General features: G+C 68.0%; 14 protein-coding genes and 1 pseudogene. 9 read left to right on the forward strand and 6 right to left on the reverse strand.

Annotation, left to right across the window (positions count from 1 at the left end):
* Position 1 precedes the first annotated feature (1 nt).
* The 5 genes from HT102_RS12455 to HT102_RS12475 all read left to right on the forward strand — a co-directional run bounded on the left by HT102_RS12455 (position 2) and on the right by HT102_RS12475 (position 6,944).
* On the forward strand, positions 2-856 hold the full coding sequence (locus HT102_RS12455; protein WP_192039737.1) for a type III pantothenate kinase: 855 nt from the start codon (positions 2-4) through the stop codon (positions 854-856).
* Positions 857-1,041: 185 nt separating this feature from the next.
* Entirely contained in the window at positions 1,042-1,881 is an 840-nt protein-coding gene (locus tag HT102_RS12460; protein ID WP_192039738.1) for a rhodanese-like domain-containing protein, read from the forward strand.
* Between the two features lie 91 nt (positions 1,882-1,972).
* Positions 1,973-3,502 carry a lysine--tRNA ligase gene (lysS, locus tag HT102_RS12465; protein WP_333473421.1) on the forward strand — a complete coding sequence of 510 codons (1,530 nt, stop codon included), beginning with the start codon at positions 1,973-1,975 and terminating at the stop codon, positions 3,500-3,502.
* A gap of 107 nt (positions 3,503-3,609) precedes the next feature.
* The gene (locus HT102_RS12470; protein WP_192039739.1) at positions 3,610-3,957 is read left to right on the forward strand and encodes a histone-like nucleoid-structuring protein Lsr2; all 348 of its coding nucleotides are present in this window, start codon (positions 3,610-3,612) and stop codon (positions 3,955-3,957) included.
* A 437-nt stretch (positions 3,958-4,394) separates the two neighbouring features.
* Positions 4,395-6,944: an ATP-dependent Clp protease ATP-binding subunit gene (locus HT102_RS12475; RefSeq protein ID WP_192039740.1), complete on the forward strand. Its 2,550-nt coding sequence runs from the start codon at positions 4,395-4,397 to the stop codon at positions 6,942-6,944.
* Positions 6,945-7,054: 110 nt separating this feature from the next.
* Here HT102_RS12475 and HT102_RS12480 read toward each other — a convergent pair whose 3' ends face one another.
* Positions 7,055-7,831 carry a DUF5995 family protein gene (locus HT102_RS12480; RefSeq protein WP_333473422.1) on the reverse strand — a complete coding sequence of 259 codons (777 nt, stop codon included), beginning with the start codon at positions 7,829-7,831 and terminating at the stop codon, positions 7,055-7,057.
* Between the two features lie 261 nt (positions 7,832-8,092).
* On the opposite strand from HT102_RS12480, the gene HT102_RS12485 reads away from it, so the two are divergent.
* Positions 8,093-8,530 (forward strand): OsmC family peroxiredoxin, encoded by a 438-nt coding sequence (locus HT102_RS12485; RefSeq protein WP_192039741.1) that lies wholly within the window; start codon positions 8,093-8,095, stop codon positions 8,528-8,530.
* A gap of 236 nt (positions 8,531-8,766) precedes the next feature.
* On the opposite strand, the gene HT102_RS12490 is transcribed toward HT102_RS12485, so the two are convergent.
* Positions 8,767-9,087, reverse strand: a complete 321-nt coding sequence (locus HT102_RS12490) for an antibiotic biosynthesis monooxygenase family protein (protein ID WP_192039742.1) — start codon at positions 9,085-9,087, stop codon at positions 8,767-8,769.
* A gap of 32 nt (positions 9,088-9,119) precedes the next feature.
* Here HT102_RS12490 and HT102_RS12495 point away from each other — a divergent pair, with 32 nt between their 5' ends.
* Positions 9,120-9,923, forward strand: coding sequence for an alpha/beta fold hydrolase (locus tag HT102_RS12495; protein WP_192039743.1), 804 nt, complete (start codon positions 9,120-9,122; stop codon positions 9,921-9,923).
* 217 nt (positions 9,924-10,140) lie between these two features.
* On the opposite strand, the gene HT102_RS12500 is transcribed toward HT102_RS12495, so the two are convergent.
* Entirely contained in the window at positions 10,141-11,040 is a 900-nt protein-coding gene (locus HT102_RS12500; RefSeq protein WP_333473423.1) for an A/G-specific adenine glycosylase, read from the reverse strand.
* A 124-nt stretch (positions 11,041-11,164) separates the two neighbouring features.
* Here HT102_RS12500 and HT102_RS12505 point away from each other — a divergent pair.
* Both HT102_RS12505 and HT102_RS12510 read left to right on the forward strand, forming a co-directional pair.
* Positions 11,165-11,809 (forward strand): annotated as a pseudogene (locus HT102_RS12505) (carbonic anhydrase).
* Positions 11,810-11,912: 103 nt separating this feature from the next.
* Positions 11,913-12,731 carry a hypothetical protein gene (locus tag HT102_RS12510; RefSeq protein WP_192039744.1) on the forward strand — a complete coding sequence of 273 codons (819 nt, stop codon included), beginning with the start codon at positions 11,913-11,915 and terminating at the stop codon, positions 12,729-12,731.
* On the opposite strand, the gene disA is transcribed toward HT102_RS12510, so the two are convergent.
* From disA to HT102_RS12525, 3 genes are all read right to left on the reverse strand, one after another.
* Positions 12,728-13,807, reverse strand: a complete 1,080-nt coding sequence (gene disA, locus HT102_RS12515) for a DNA integrity scanning diadenylate cyclase DisA (RefSeq protein ID WP_192039745.1) — start codon at positions 13,805-13,807, stop codon at positions 12,728-12,730. The two genes, HT102_RS12510 and disA, sit on opposite strands and share 4 nt — an antisense overlap.
* Positions 13,808-13,913: 106 nt before the next feature.
* The gene (radA, locus tag HT102_RS12520) at positions 13,914-15,311 is read right to left on the reverse strand and encodes a DNA repair protein RadA (protein ID WP_192039746.1); all 1,398 of its coding nucleotides are present in this window, start codon (positions 15,309-15,311) and stop codon (positions 13,914-13,916) included.
* A 157-nt stretch (positions 15,312-15,468) separates the two neighbouring features.
* The gene (locus HT102_RS12525) at positions 15,469-16,089 is read right to left on the reverse strand and encodes a copper chaperone PCu(A)C (protein WP_333473424.1); all 621 of its coding nucleotides are present in this window, start codon (positions 16,087-16,089) and stop codon (positions 15,469-15,471) included.
* Positions 16,090-16,196 lie beyond the last annotated feature (107 nt).

Consider the following 16,196-nt stretch of genomic DNA (forward strand, 5'->3'; position numbering starts at 1 on the left):
GATGCTGCTCGCCGTTGATGTCGGGAACACCAACATCGTTCTCGGCCTGTTCGAGGGCACCGGCGAGGACGCGCGCCTCGTCGCTGATTGGCGCGTGCGCACCGATCCGCGGACCACTGCCGATGAGCTCGCACTAATGGTGCGTGGCCTGCTCGGCCCCCTCGCGGCAAGCGTCACGGGGGTCTCGGGGCTCTCCACGGTCCCGTCCCTGCTGCGCCAGCTGCGCATCGTGCTGGACCGCTACTGGCCAGGCGTTCCCCACGTGCTCGTCGAGCCCGGGGTGAAGACCGGTGTCCCGCTGCTCGTCGACAACCCCAAGGAAGTGGGCGCAGACCGCGTGGTCAATGCGCTCGCCGCCTACCACGCCTGCCACAGTGCCTGCATCGTCGTGGATTTCGGCACGTCCACCAGTGTCGATGTCGTCTCGGCCAGCGGGGAGCTCCTGGGCGGCGCGATCGCGCCCGGCATCGAGATCTCGGTCGATGCGCTCGCCAGCCAGGCCGCCGCGCTGCGCAAGGTGGAGATGGTGCGGCCGCGGTCGGTCATCGGCAAGAACACTGTCGAGTGCTTGCAGGCCGGGGTCGTTTTTGGATTCGCTGGCCAGGTCGATGGCCTCGTTCGGCGCGTGCAGCGCGAGGCGGGCCTGCAGGAAGCGACCGTGATCGCCACGGGCGGCCTGGCCTCTCTAGTCCTGGAGGAATGCGAGACCGTGCTGCGCCACGAGCCCGAGCTGACGCTCACGGGCCTGCGCCTGGTCTTCGAGCGCAACATGGCGGCCCAGCGGCGCCCGCATCGCCCTTCGGTGGCGCACAACCCGCGGCCATCGTCGCTGCATCCCCAGCGCGCCGCGCGCTGAGCGGTTCTGTGATCCATGCCCTTATCCGCTACCGATCCCGCCGCGCCTGTGCAACACTGATGGACATGTGGATCTCCCAGCATGCCGCGTGCCGTTCCTGGCGCGTTGATGCGTGCTGTCCGCAGAACTGTCGCGCCTTCTGAGCCCGCTGCACCGTTCTGCCGACCTTCCCCTGGAGATCCCCCATGATGGCGACCGCCACAACCCTTCCTGCTGCCCCAGCGGCTTCCGCGCGCGTGCCCGCCGCACCCGTCCTGCTCGCTGCTGCCGATGAGCACGCCGCGCGGGTGCTCGATGGCACCGCCCGGTTCCTTGCGCGCGAGGCCGTGCCGGGCAGCGAGCGCTGGCTGCTGCACCGCGATGAGAACATCGACGTGTGGCTCGTGGAGCAAGCGCCCACCACGCGATGGCATCGGCCTACCGGGCTGAATGCCGCAGCGATCACCGTTCTCGCCGGCGAGCTCGACATCGAGCGATGGAACGGGGAGGGCCGCATCGCGCGCCGCGTCGGCAGCGGCGAGCAAGCCTCCTTCACCAGTGGCACCATGCGGGGCACGCGGCCCGCGGCTGGTGGCACTGCCCTCGCGGTGCATGCCGTGGCGCGCTGGCGTGCCCCGCTCGATGACCTCGCGGCAACAGCGCTGTTCCCGGGCGACCTTCAGCGCGCGGTGGCGCGGGGCGCGCGGGTCATTGATATCCGCACGCAGCAGGAACGCATCGCGCAGGGTCCGCTGCTCGGAGCGATCGCCATCGATCCGGACAAGGTGGCGCACCGGGTGGATCCCCGCAGTGCTGTCCGGTTCCGCGAGGCCACGAGCACGGATATCGAATGGATCATCGCTAGCGCGGACGGGACGGCCGCGCAGCCGATCGTCGCCGAGCTCCGGCGCCGCGGCATCACGCGGGCGCGCGTGCTCGTCGACGGGTTCGCCGGGCTTGCCGAGCATGATCCGGTGGAGCCCCTGCGCGCGATCCTCGGCGGGGTGGGGCACCATCGCGACGCCGCGGTGATGGCCGCGCACTGATCCGCGATGCGGGAGGTTGGGCGCTGAGCCACTATTCTGGTCAGTCGTGAGTGCTGCCCGAGATTCCGACAACCAGGCGACGGTGAGTCCAGTGACCGATCCATCCCAGTCCACGACCAGCGCAGCGGCGAGCGAGGAGTTCGAGCAGCTCCGCATCCGGCGCGAGAAGCGCGACCGGCTCATCGAGTCCGGCAGCGAGGCTTATCCGGTCGCGGTGGAGCGCACGCATGCGCTGCGGGAGGTCCGCGAGAAGCATGGCGACCTCGCGGCGGGCGAGTCCACGGGCGAGCGGGTCAGCGTCGTGGGCCGGGTGATGTTCATCCGGAACACGGGCAAGCTGTGCTTCGGCGTCCTGCAGGAAGGGGACGGTACCCAGTTGCAGGCGATGCTCAGCCTCGCGGAGATCGGTGCGGACGCGCTTAGCCAGTGGAAGTCGGATGTGGATCTCGGCGATATCGTCCAGGTGACCGGCGAGGTCATCAGTTCCCGCCGTGGCGAGCTGAGCGTGATGGCGAGCGGGTGGCAGATGGCGTCGAAGGCCTTGCGCCCACTGCCCGTGACATTCAAGGAATTGAACGAGGAATCGCGGATCCGGCAGCGATATGTGGATCTGATCGTGCGCCCGGAAGCGCGGGACATGGCTCGCAAGCGCGTCGCGGTGGTGCGCGAGCTGCGCAACGCGCTCGAGCGCCGGGGATTCCTTGAGGTCGAGACTCCGATGTTGCAGACGTTGCATGGTGGCGCCGCTGCACGGCCATTTGTCACGCATTCGAACGCGCTCGACATGGACCTGTACCTCCGGATTGCTCCCGAGCTGTTTCTGAAGCGCTGCGTGGTCGGCGGTATCGACAAGGTTTTCGAGATCAACAGGAACTTCCGCAACGAGGGTGCCGACTCGTCGCATTCGCCGGAGTTCGCGATGCTTGAGACCTATGAGGCATACGGGACCTACGATGATTCGGCACGCATGATACGTGAGATCGTGCAGGAGGTCGCTGACGCGGCATTTGGTACGCGTCAGATCATCCTTGCCGATGGGTCGGTCTATGATATCGACGGCGAGTGGGCAGTGATGGAAATGTACCCTTCGCTATCTGAAATCCTCGGCGAGGACGTGACGCCCGACACCACTGTGGAGGATCTGCTCGACATCGCCGAGCGTGTCGGGTTCGAGGTCCCTGCGGGCAAGGGATATGGCCACGGCAAGCTCGTGGAGGAATTGTGGGAGCACCTTATCGGTGATCACCTCCACGCGCCCACGTTCGTTCGCGACTTCCCGGTCGAGACATCCCCGCTGACGCGCCAGCACCGCGCGAAGCCAGGAGTGACCGAGAAGTGGGACCTCTACGTGCGGGGATTCGAGCTCGCCACCGGCTACTCGGAACTCGTTGATCCTGTTATCCAGCGCGAGCGCTTTGTCGATCAGGCACGGCTTGCCGCTGCCGGTGATGACGAGGCCATGGTGCTTGACGAGGATTTCCTTGCCGCGATGGAGCATGGCATGCCCCCGACCACCGGCACGGGGATGGGAATCGATCGCCTGCTAATGGCGCTAACCGGGCTGGGAATCCGTGAAACCATCCTGTTCCCGATTGTGCGTCCGCTTGGAAAAAACAGCTAATTGGTTCTATCATCGGCGATGGGCATGCTTATTGTTTTGCTCAGGGTCCCCGGGCATCATGGTTCGCGGGGCATGGAGCGTGCAACTGATGAGAGAGGCAAATAGCAATGGCGCAGAAAGTGACCGTGACCCTGATCGATGATCTCGATCAGGAAGCACCGGCCGATGAGACCGTTGAGTTCGGGCTCGATGGCGTGACCTACGAGATCGATCTCTCGTCGGATAACGCCGCGAAACTGCGCGAGCAGATGGAAAAGTGGGTCGCGCATTCCCGCCGCGTCGCAGGCAGGAAGACCCGCCGCGCTGCTGGTGGTGGAGCCGCAAAGGGACGCGCCTCGCTGGACCGCGAGCAGAGCGCCGCGATCCGCGAATGGGCGCGGAAGAACGGATACAAGGTCTCCGCGCGCGGCCGCATTTCCGCGGAAGTGACAGAGGCGTACAACAAGGCGAACTGACGGCCGGTGGGCCCAGGGCCCACGAATCCCAGTGACCAGATCCTGGCCTCGGCGCGAGCCACCGCGATGATCCGCGGTGGCTCGCGCTGTCTCGTTGCTAGCGCTATCCCGTGGCGGCACGCTCATGTTCTCTGTAGGCGTAGCCGTGGCGGAAACGATCTGGGTCGCCCCGGCGTTGTTCTGGTACGTATGGTGGAAAGACCTAGGTCGAGACGTCATACCGGGGATCAGGCCAGCATGGCCGGGCCCACGGTCGAGCGCCACGCCTGTGGTGCCGGCCGCCAAGGATAAGCACGGTGCGACGTCGCGGTTCGCTCTCAGCAACTAGAGTGGTGATGCGCGGCAAGGACCGGGATGCCGGGATCAGCGACGGCATGCGGAGGCGCCCGCCATCGCGCGCCAGCGTCCGGGCCTAACGAGGAGTGTGAGGGAGAGCGATGTTCGAGAGGTTCACCGATCGCGCACGGCGCGTTGTCGTCCTGGCGCAAGAAGAAGCCAGGATGCTCAACCACAACTACATTGGCACTGAGCACATCCTGCTCGGCCTCATCCACGAGGGCGAGGGGGTCGCCGCCAAGTCCCTGGAATCGCTCGGTATCTCGCTCGAGGCCGTGCGCAACCAGGTCGAGGAGATCATCGGCCAGGGCCAGCAGGCCCCGTCCGGCCACATCCCCTTCACGCCCCGTGCCAAGAAGGTGCTCGAGCTGAGCCTCCGCGAGGCGCTGCAGCTCGGCCACAACTACATCGGCACCGAGCACATCCTGCTCGGCCTCATCCGTGAGGGCGAGGGGGTTGCCGCGCAGGTGCTCGTCAAGCTTGGCGCGGACCTCAACCGGGTCCGCCAACAGGTCATCCAGTTGCTCTCGGGATACCAGGGCAAGGAGCCAGCGGAGGCGGGCGTGGGCCGTGGCGAGGCGGGCACCCCGTCGACGTCACTGGTCCTTGATCAGTTCGGCCGCAACCTCACGCAGGCCGCGATGGAGGGCAAGCTCGATCCCGTGATCGGTCGCCAGAAGGAGATCGAGCGGGTCATGCAGGTGCTCTCCCGCCGCACCAAGAACAACCCCGTCCTCATCGGCGAGCCAGGCGTGGGCAAGACCGCCGTCGTCGAGGGCCTCGCCCAGTCCATCGTCAATGGCGAGGTGCCCGAGACGCTCAAGGACAAGCAGCTCTACACCCTTGACCTTGGCTCCCTCGTCGCGGGCAGCCGCTACCGCGGCGACTTCGAGGAGCGCCTGAAGAAGGTGCTCAAGGAGATCAACACCCGCGGCGACATCATCCTGTTCATCGACGAGCTGCACACCCTCGTGGGTGCCGGTGCGGCCGAGGGTGCCATCGATGCGGCATCGATCCTCAAGCCCAAGCTCGCGCGCGGCGAGCTGCAGACCATTGGCGCCACCACCCTCGACGAGTACCGCAAGTACATCGAGAAGGATGCCGCCCTCGAGCGTCGCTTCCAGCCCGTCCAGGTGGGCGAGCCGTCGGTCGAGCACACTATCGAGATCCTCAAGGGGCTGCGCGATCGCTACGAGGCCCACCACCGGGTCTCGATCTCCGACAGCGCCCTCGTTGCTGCCGCGACGCTCGCGGACCGCTACATCAACGACAGGTTCCTGCCCGACAAGGCCATCGACCTGATCGATGAGGCCGGTGCCCGGATGCGCATCCGTCGCATGACCGCCCCGCCAGACCTGCGCGAGTTCGATGAGCGCATCGCTGATGCGCGGCGCGAGAAGGAATCCGCCATCGACGCCCAGGACTTCGAGAAGGCAGCGAGCCTGCGCGACAAGGAGAAGCAGCTCGTGGCGCAGCGCGCCGAGCGCGAGAAGCAGTGGCGCTCCGGCGACCTCGATGTGGTGGCCACCGTCGACGAGGAGCAGATCGCGGAAGTGCTGTCCAACTGGACTGGCATCCCCGTCTTCAAGCTCACCGAGGAAGAGACCTCCCGGCTGCTGCGCATGGAGGACGAGCTTCACAAGCGCATCATCGGCCAGGAGGACGCCGTCAACGCCGTCGCGAAGGCGATCCGGCGCACCCGCGCGGGCCTGAAGGATCCCCGTCGCCCGTCGGGCTCGTTCATCTTTGCCGGACCGTCCGGTGTCGGCAAGACCGAGCTGTCCAAGGCTCTCGCCAACTTCCTGTTCGGCGACGACGATGCCCTCATCCAGCTCGACATGGGCGAGTTCCACGACCGCTTCACCGCCTCGCGGCTCTTCGGTGCCCCTCCCGGCTACGTGGGCTACGAGGAAGGCGGCCAGCTCACCGAGAAGGTGCGGCGCAAGCCATTCAGCGTCGTCCTGTTCGACGAGATCGAGAAGGCCCACCAGGAGATCTACAACACCCTCCTGCAGGTCCTCGAGGACGGGCGCCTCACCGACGGCCAGGGGCGCACGGTCGACTTCAAGAACACCGTGCTGATCTTCACCTCGAACCTCGGCACCGCCGACATCTCCAAGGCAGTCGGGCTGGGCTTCACCGCGGGCTCGGGCGAGGCATCGAACTACGAGCGGATGAAGCTCAAGGTCAACGACGAGCTCAAGAAGCACTTCCGGCCGGAGTTCCTCAACCGCATCGACGACGTCATCGTGTTCCACCAGCTCACGCAGGACCAGATCATCATGATGGTGGACCTGATGACCGACCGCGTGGCCACCCAGCTCCGGCACAAGGGCATGGCCATCGAGATGAGCGACCAGGCCAAGGCACTGCTCGCCAAGCGTGGATTCGACCCCGTGCTCGGCGCGCGTCCACTGCGTCGCACCATCCAGCGCGAGATCGAGGACCAGCTCTCCGAGAAGATCCTCTTTGGGGAGATCGAGTCCGGCCAGACGATCGTGGTGGACGTCGACGGCTGGGACGGCAAGGGGATCGGCGAGAACGCCACGTTCACCTTCACCGGCAAGCAGACCGTCACCGAGGAGCCCACCGAGGAGCCCGCTGAGGCTCTCGCCGCCACCGGCGAGAACTCCAGCGACGACACCGAGTAGCAAGCATGAACAAGGGCGGGGCACCTTCCGGGTGCCCCGCCCCTGTCATGCCTAGGTGTGGAGTCCTCAACCCCGCGCGACGCTCACGACGGGGATAGCCAGTGAGGGGCCTACATGCCACCTGCCATGGCTAGCCCCGCGAGGACATCGTCAGCGACCTGCCACAGGCCCGCGATCCGCCGCTCCGCATCCGCGGCCAGCATCGGCTCCTGCAGCGCGAGTCCGTGCGCTAGCGTCAGCGAGTTGTAGCCCATATCCGCGAATCTCAGGAGCGCCGTCGTGGCCACGCCCTCGCCGACGATCGAATCGAGCGCCGGGCCCACCACATAGCCGCGCCACAATGGCCCGAGATCGGCGCCGTACGCCGAGCGCGTGCGATCAATGATCAAGTCGCCGCGCACCGCGATGGCATCAACGATGCGGAAGAAATCCGGCACATGCGCATCGCGGGTCCCCGCGGCCGCGACCGCCCGCGCGAGATCCACCGTCAGGTGCGCGTTGTAGCCAGCCATCGCGGCGCGCGCCGGGGAGGCGGAGCAATCCTCGGCAAGGTCGAAGAACCGTGCCCACTGCGGCTCCACCACGCCACCGGTCACTCGCGCATGAAGATTCGCGAGGTATCGCTCCAGCAGGTCCAGGCTCAGCTCGCCCGCCCATCGCGCGTCAACGAACTGCTCGTGGTCCCGCTGCATCGGCAGCACCGCCGCCTGCTCGCCGGCATCGAGTCCCACGGAGAACAATCCGCGCCGATCACCCCGCGCCTCCAGGATCGCGGCGAGCCGCGAATGCCGCGCCGCCGCATCCTCCAGCCGTTCCAGCGGGGAATCGCCCGTAATGGCCGCTGGATCAGCGAGCTCCGCAAGGATCGCGTCATTCGAGGGCGACACGCAAGGCCCTGCTCCGCGAGGCGGTGCGGTGCCCGCCGATGCGGACGGGAGCGAGCCGGCCACAGGCGCTTGCGCCAACGCTGGAGCGGCACCGGCGATCAACGAGCCAGCGACGACGAGGGCAGCGAGCGAGCGAGGCACACGATTCACGCCACGAAGTCTAGAAGACACCCCCGAAAATGCTTGCAGCAGGGACTCAGTGGGGAAGACTGGGCCCGTGCCCGCAAGACTCGGGCCCAGTCATCAACGGAAAGGACCACAATGCCAACTCGTTCGGCACGCACAGCCTGGAACGGCACTCTCCAGGAGGGTGGCGGCACCGTGGAGCTCACCAGCTCGGGCGTTGGCCGGTACGACGTCTCGTTCCCCAAGAGGGCAGCGGACGAGGCCGATGGCACCACCAGCCCGGAGGAGCTGATCGCGGCAGCGCACTCATCCTGCTCCGCGATGGCACTCTCGGGGCAGATCGCCGAGGCCGGGGCCACGCCCCAGACCCTCGAGGTGCGCGCGGATGTGACGCTCGGCCCCGACCCCGCCGGTGGATTCCGCATCACCACCAGCAAGATCACCGTTCGTGGCGAGGTCGAGGGCATCGACGCCGCGGCGTTCCAGGAAGCTGCCAACGCGGCCAAGGAAGGCTGCCCCGTGAGCAAGGCCCTCGCCGGCGTCGAGATCAGCCTCGAGGCAATCCTGCACTGAGGCGGTTTGGTGCCGCACCGTCGGCGGTTCGGACCGTCGCCGCGTCGCAGCCTCGTACTACCGCCGCCTCGCCGCCTCGCAGCCTCGTGCCACCGCCGCAAACGCGATAGAAGCCTCGGAAAACACAGGTCGGCTTCTATCGCGTTTGACGGTTTCTCGTGCTTCTGCACCTCGTCGCGCAATCGTTCCCGAGCGGCGCGGACGCTGGCGCGGCGACGATTCCCAGCTCGCGCCAGCTAGCTGTCGGTCCCCTTCGGGGTGACATCGAGGACGACCTCGAACTCGAGCAGCGAGGCCCCGGAGGCCACGGGCCGCTTGCCCTCCCCGCCCGCGTGCGCGGCACGGGCGGGACCGGATGCCCAGGCGTCGAAAGCCTCATCCGATTCCCACGGCGTCACCACGAAGTAGCGCGACTCGCCCTTCACCGGGCGCAACAGCTGGAACCCCAGGAACCCGGGCGAACCCTCCACGGTTCCCGCCCGCGCCGCGAAGCGCTTCTCGAGCTCGGCTCCAGCGCCCTCGGGCACATCGATGGCATTGATCTTGACTACAGGCATGCCGTGATCGTACTCGCGTAGAGTCACTCCGCGTGTTGGTCGATCACGGTGGCGACGGTGGCCCGATCCTCCTCCTGCATGGACTGATGGGACGAGGCCGAACCTGGCTGCCCTGCCTGCCCTGGTTGCGCCGTCACGGCCGGGTTCACACCTACGATGCCCCGCATCATCGGGGGACCAGCAGCGGGCGAATCGTCGCGGAGGGTGGCGCGATCACCACCGAGGCCTTCGTCAACGACATCGCCACGATCCTGGCGGAATGGCAGGAGCCCGCCATCCTCATCGGCCATTCCATGGGCGGGCTGCACGCCTGGTGCACCGCAGCCGAGCACCCCGATGCGGTTCGAGCCATCGTCGTCGAGGACATGTGCCCGGACTATCGAGGCCGCACCACCCAGCCCTGGGACGCATGGTTCGCCTCCTGGCCCACCGAGTTCACCGACGAGAACGAGGTGCTCGACATGTTCGGGCCCGTGGCCGGACGCTACTTCCTCGACTCGTTCGACCGCACCGCCACCGGCTGGCGCCTGCACGGCCACATCGCCACGTGGCGCGCGATCGCCAACCATTGGGGCACCCGCGACTACTGGCGGCAGTGGGAGGACGTGCGTTGCCCGGCGCTGCTGGTCGAGGGCGAGCACACGCTCACCATCCCGGGGCAGATGAGCGACATGGCGAGCGTCCAGCGAGCGTCCTGGACCGATTATCTGAAGGTGCCAGGCGCGGGCCATCTCATCCACGACGAGGCACCCGACGAGTATCGCGGGGCGGTGGAGGCGTTTCTCTCAGCGCTGCCCGCTCGCGGCCGTGGCGTGTCCGGGCCTGGCTGGCGGTAAACGCTCGTGGCTCGGCTGGCGGCAAACGCTCGCGGCGCCGACTGGCGGCAAACTCTCGTGGCCTGGCTGGCGGCAAACGCGATAGAAATCGCGGAAATCCCAGGGCCGCTTCTATCGCGTTTAGCGATTTCCGGTGCTTTTGGCAGCTGAGGGCCCCGCCCAGCCCAGCCCCGCCCACGCCGCGCCACGCCGCCCAGCGGCTCCACGCCGCGCCGCGCTAGTCAGCGCCGCCCTCGCCGGCCAGGGCGAAGCGGCCGTCGCTGGTCTGCTCCACGAGTCCATCGGAGAGCAACGAGCCGAGCGCCCGGTCGCGCTGGACCCCGTCGCGCAGCCATGCGCTGTCGATCCTGGACCGTTCCACCGGGCCCGTCTCGCCGCGCAGTACATCGAGGATCCGGCCGCGCACCTGCCTGTCCGTTCCGGCATAGCCCTGGCCGGCTCGCTTGGGGCCGGTCGGGGCGGGACGTCCTGCCTCCACCCAGGCGCAGCGGGGGAGGGGGCAGCGCGGGCAATCGGGCTTCCGGGCAGTACAGATCACCGCGCCGAGCTCCATCAGGGCGGCCGCGAAGACCGCCCCATCGCGGCTCGGGGTGATCGTGGTGGCCTCGCGCAGGTCGCGGGTCGCGGACGGGTTGCCGGGCTCGGCCTCCCCGCGAACGGCGCGGGCGATCACGCGCCGCACATTGGTATCCACGACGGGCACGGCTTGCCCGTAGGCGAAGCAGGCGATGGCCCGGGCGGTGTAGGTGCCGATGCCGGGCAGCGCGAGCAGTTGCTCGACGTCCTCGGGCACGACGTCGCCGTGGTCCCGGGCGAGGATGCCAGCGCACTCGTGCAGGCGCAGCGCACGCCGCGGGTAGCCGAGCTTGCCCCAGGCGCGCACGATCTCGGCTGGGGACTCCGCGGCGAGATCGGAGGGCCGCGGCCAGCGTCGTACCCACTCGTGCCAGATCGGCTCGACCCGCGCCACGGGTGTCTGCTGCAGCATGATCTCGCTGATGAGGATGTGCCACGCAGTGGTCCCGGGGCGCCGCCACGGCAGGTCGCGGGCCTCGCGACGGAACCATGTTACGAGTTCCTCAGCGCCGTGCCATTGCTCGGCCCCGCTCGATTTCACCAACACTTCACACCTTCACGAGAACGGACATCGTTGCATGTCAATCGGTATTTCCTCGGCTGCCCCGGGTAGTGGTCCCGGTGCGGCGCTCCAAGCCTGGCGGGAAACAGTGCAGAATGGACCCATGCCATCCTCCAATCCGATTTCCGCCTGGAAGTCCCTCAAGGAGGGCAACCAGCGCTTCGTCAGCGGGTCGCCCATGCACCCAAGCCAGGGTATCGATGATCGTGCCAAGCTCGTAGCCGCGCAGCATCCCACCGCGGTCCTGTTCGGCTGCTCGGACTCCCGCGTGGCCGCTTAGATCATCTTTGACCAGGGTCTCGGCCAGATGTTCGTCGTCCGCACCGCCGGTCATGTGATGGACTCCGCCGTGCTCGGATCCATCGAGTACGGTGTCGGCGTCCTCAATGTTCCTCTCGTCGTCGTGCTCGGCCACGATAGCTGCGGAGCCGTCGCGGCCGCGGTCAATGCCCTCGAGGGCGGGGACGTGCCCGCGGGTTTCGTGCGCGATGTGGTGGAGCGCGTCACCCCATCGCTGCTGCGTGCCCGGCAGCGCGGGCTTACCGCGATCGACGAGTTCGAGGCACAGCACGTGCAGGAGACGTCGGCGCTGCTGCTCGCGCGCTCGCGGGTGGTGGCCGAGGCGGTCGATGCTGGCCGGTGCGCCATCGTGGGTGTCACCTACAAGCTCGCGGAGGGCGAGGCCCGGTTGCGCAGCGTCATCGGGGATGTCGGCGACCAGGACATCGACGATATGTCGGATCGCTAGCACTACTGGGGCTGTCGCAGCGAGGGTCCTGGGGCGAAACTCACAGCCGACACGCCCGCCGTGATCAGGCTGCCGGGTAACGATCGGGAATACCGTAAGTGCCGTGCACGACCCTCGCTACCCGTCCCCGCGCCGTCCGCGTCCGCTGCCGCACCCTCCCGAGGTGTATCGCCGGCGCCGCCTCGTGGCCGCCGCTGTCGTGCTGCTGCTCGTCCTTGCCCTGATCGTGGGAATCATCCTGGGGATCGTGGCATTGCTACGCGGCGGTGATGAGCCGGTTCCCACGGCTTCCGGCAGTAGTGCATCCGAGCAGGAAGATTCGGGCGAGCAGGATGGGGAGCGCGACGATGCTTCCGACGGTGATGACGCGGGGAACGAGGAAGTCGTCGAGGAGACGACCTCGGAGGACCTCGACGCGGCCTCCGACGATCTTGACGACGAGCCCAAGGTAGCGGAGGGACCCTGCAAGGATGAGTCCATCACGGTGCGCGCGACGATCGATCGCTCCGAGTACCTGGTGGGCGATCAGCCCCGGTTCGGCATCGTGGTCACCAACATCGGCGATTCGACCTGCGCGCGCGATCTTGGCCCCGCCGTGCAGCAGGTGACGGTGCGGGCGGTCGAAGGTGATCGGCGCACCTGGGTGAACACCGACTGCGCGCCCGTGACGGGTCGCGACGTGTGGACGCTGGCGCCCGGGGACCAGGTCGCGTTCGCGATCACCTGGTCCGGCACGTCCTCCGCGCCAGGCTGCTCGGGATCGCGGAACCCTGTAGCGCCGGGCGAGTATCGCGTGCTCGCGCAGGTGGGCGAGGTGGAATCCGAGCCAGTGCAGTTCGCTGTCATCGACCCGTCGGTTCCCGAGCCAGAGCCGGAGGCCGCGTTGCCGAGCCCGCTGCCGCCACCGCCGCCCGCGGGCTAGAAGCGATCCTCGAGGGTGGAGCTAGCGAGCCTCGAGAGCTCGTCGGCGATCATCCGGGCCCGGTAGGAACTGATGCCCTCCACTGTGTGGATCTTCTCCGGGCGCGCGGCGAGCAACGCTTGCAGGGAACCGAACGCCTCGACGAGCTGCTCGATCTGGGAGACCGGCACCTTCGGCAGTTGCGCGAGGAATCGGTAGCCGCGAGGCGAGACTGTCATCTCATGGGAGTCGGCGGGGGTGTCATGCCCGAGCAGGCGCGCGAGCGCGCTGAGATCAAGCAGCATCGCATCGGACAACCCGGCGAGCTGCGAGGCAACATCGTCGGCATCTGTGGCTGCCGGATTGCCCTGGTGCGGGAGATAATCGCGCAGCACGACGCGCAGGAGCTGATCGTTGTCGCCGAGCAGCTCGACCAGCTGGAGCGCGACCTGCCGCCCGTCCGTCCCGAGCTCGATGACGGCCCGGTCGATCTCGATGGCGATGCGCCGGACCATCTCGCAGCGCTGGATGACGAGCAGCACATCGCGGAGGCTGACGACGTCGTCGAGCTCCTCCACGGTCAGGGAGCGGGTAGCAGAGTCGAGCCGGTTCTTGTAGCGCTCGAGGGTAGCGATGGCCTGGTTGGCCCGCGACAGGATCGTCGCGGAATCCTCGAGCACATGACGCTGGCCCTGGGTGTAGATCGTCGCTATGCCCATCGATTGGCTCACGGAGATGACGGGGTGGCCGGTGTGGTGCGCGGTGCGCTCGGCCGTGCGATGCCGTGTGCCCGTCTCGGTGCTCGCGATCGACGGGTCCGGCACGAGGTGCACGTTGGCCCGGACGATGCGCGTGCCGTCCGCGGAGAGCACGACTGCTCCGTCCATCTTCGCGAGCTCGCGGAGCCGTGTCGGCGCGAACTCCACGTCGAGGCTGAACCCGCCGTCGCAGATCTGCTCGACGATCTCGTCGTGGCCGAGCACGATGAGCGCGCCGGTCCGCCCGCGAAGGATCCGCTCGAGCGCGGCGCGCAGTCCCGTTCCTGGCGCGAGCCGGGCGATGATCGACAGATCTGGCGAAAGGGCTCGGTGCGCCACGGAACGCCTCCCTGCTTGTCCATGAAGACTGCTTGGCCACGATGAAACCTGAATGAAGGCTACTTCAGGGCGCGGCGCACCCCTCGATCGCCCCCGCGCGGGTCATCTAGTCCCGTGGCAGCAGCGCGAGAGCCTCGGCCATGTCCCGGACACGCAGGGCCCGCACGGATTCCGGCAGGGCCTCGGAATCCGCGGGAACGATGGCACGGGTAAATCCCAGCCGTGCCGCTTCCTGCACCCGCCGGGCCACCCCGGGCACGCGCCGCACTTCGCCCGCGAGCCCGACCTCGCCGAGCACCACCGTCTTCTCCGGCAGGGCCCGGTCCCGCGCGCCCGACGCGACGGCCAGCGCGATGGCGAGGTCCGCGGAGGGCTCGGTGACGCGCATCCCGCCAACGGTCGCTGCGTACACCTCGGAGCCCGTGAGGGCCACCCCGCAGCGTCGCTCAAGCACCGCGAGGATCATCGCCACCCGTGCCCCATCGAGGCCGCTCACCGCGCGCCTCGGGGACGGGATGCCGCTGCCCGCGACCAAGGCCTGCACCTCGCCGAGCAACGGACGCTTGCCGTCCATCGCCACGGTGATCGCCGTCCCTGGCACGCTGTGCGCATGATGGTGCAGGAAGAGCCCTGACGGGTCCGAGACCTCGGCGATGCCGCCCTCCTGCATCTCGAAGCACCCGACCTCGTCGGTGGGGCCGAACCGGTTCTTGATGCCCCGGACCATGCGCAGTGTCGAGTTCTTGTCGCCCTCGAAGTGCAGGACCACATCGACGATGTGCTCGAGCGATCGGGGCCCGGCGACCGAGCCATCCTTGGTGACATGACCCACCAGCAGCACCGCGATGCCCGTTGACTTCGCCAGCGCCGTCAGCGCATTGGTCACCGCGCGCACCTGCGTCACCCCGCCCGTGGTGCCTTCGGAATCCGCCGCCCGCATCGTCTGCACCGAATCGACGATCAGCAAGCTCGGGCCCACTTGCTCGACATGACCGAGAATGGTCGCGAGCTCCGACTCCGAGGCGATCATGACCCGATCATGCAGGGCCCCCATGCGCTCGGCGCGCAACCGCACCTGTCCCGCGGATTCCTCGCCCGTGATGTAGAGCGCGACGTCGTTATCGGCCCAGCGGCGCACGACCTCGAGAAGCAGCGTGGACTTGCCCACGCCTGGCTCCCCGGCCAGCAGGATAACCGCGCCGGAGACCACGCCGCCGCCGAGGACCCGATCGAGCTCGCCGATTCCGGTGGAGCGGGTGGCTGCCTGCGTGCCCTCGACCTGGCTCAGTGGCTGCGCGGGGCTAGAAGGGAGGAGGCCTCCGGTGGTCGAGGCCACGCGGGACTCGGGCAGGGCCGACCGTTGCAGCGCTGACTTCTGCAGCGTCGAGAGCGCGGGCGCCTCCTCGATCGAGCCCCACGCGCCGCATTCGGGGCAGCGCCCCGCCCACTTGAAGGTGACATGCTGGCAGGCGGTGCAGCGGAAGCTCGTTCTGGTTCGGACCACAATGCAGCAGGCTAGCTGATGACCCTGACATTTCTGGCCCGGGCGATTCCGGCTCGCTGCCGCGTGGCGCTGAGGACGGAATCCCGGAACGATGTAGCCCGGCCTGGCCCCTCGCGGTGCCAGGCCGGGAACGTGCTATGCGCCCTGCGTAGGGAAGTCAGTGCCCCAGCGGCTCGGCGGGCACGTAGGTGCGCTGCGAAGCGGCCCCGGCATCGATCGGGACGTTGACGGTGACGTCGCCAGCCTCGGCGAAGGTGAAGGTGAACGGCACGGTCAGGCCGGGCCGCACGTCCGAGCTCATGTTCGACAGCTCGACGCTGGGACGGTCGGCGTCCTCCTCCTCGAGCTCCTGCGGGGCGAGCCCGACCTCGAGGACACCACCAGCGGGAATCTCGAGCTCAGCGCCCTCGGGCATGGCGACCTGCGCTTCGAAGGATTCGATGCCGAGCAGTGTGTCGCCGGTCGTCGCGCTGTTGTTGACAACGGTGAACACCAGGGAGGCGGTGTCCGCGCTATCGAGCGGGTACGCGGTCTCGTCGCCCTCGAACACGACATGCGCGTTGCGCAGCCCGAGATCACCGATCTCCACCGCGCTGCCGGTGACCGATGCGACCTTGACGCCGGTCTGGGTGACCTGCCCGGCACCGCAGCCGGTCAGGACGAGCGCTGAGCTCGCGCCGAGCGCGAGCGTGATCGCAGCAAGGCGGTGCGAGCGCGTGCGCGAGCGCGAGGTGAGCACATCGGCTGGTGCGCGGTGCTGCGCTGTTGACGAAGTCACGGTCGGTCCTCCCGGGCTCTTGATGATCGTGGAGCTGCGCGAGCCACCTGCCGCGCCCCGCGATCGCTTCCACTATGCAGAGTAGTTGGCCCGGGACCGGTCGTGCG

It is taken from the genome of Lolliginicoccus lacisalsi, from assembly GCF_014841105.1.
Taxonomy (GTDB): Bacteria; Actinomycetota; Actinomycetes; order Mycobacteriales; family Mycobacteriaceae; genus Lolliginicoccus; species Lolliginicoccus lacisalsi.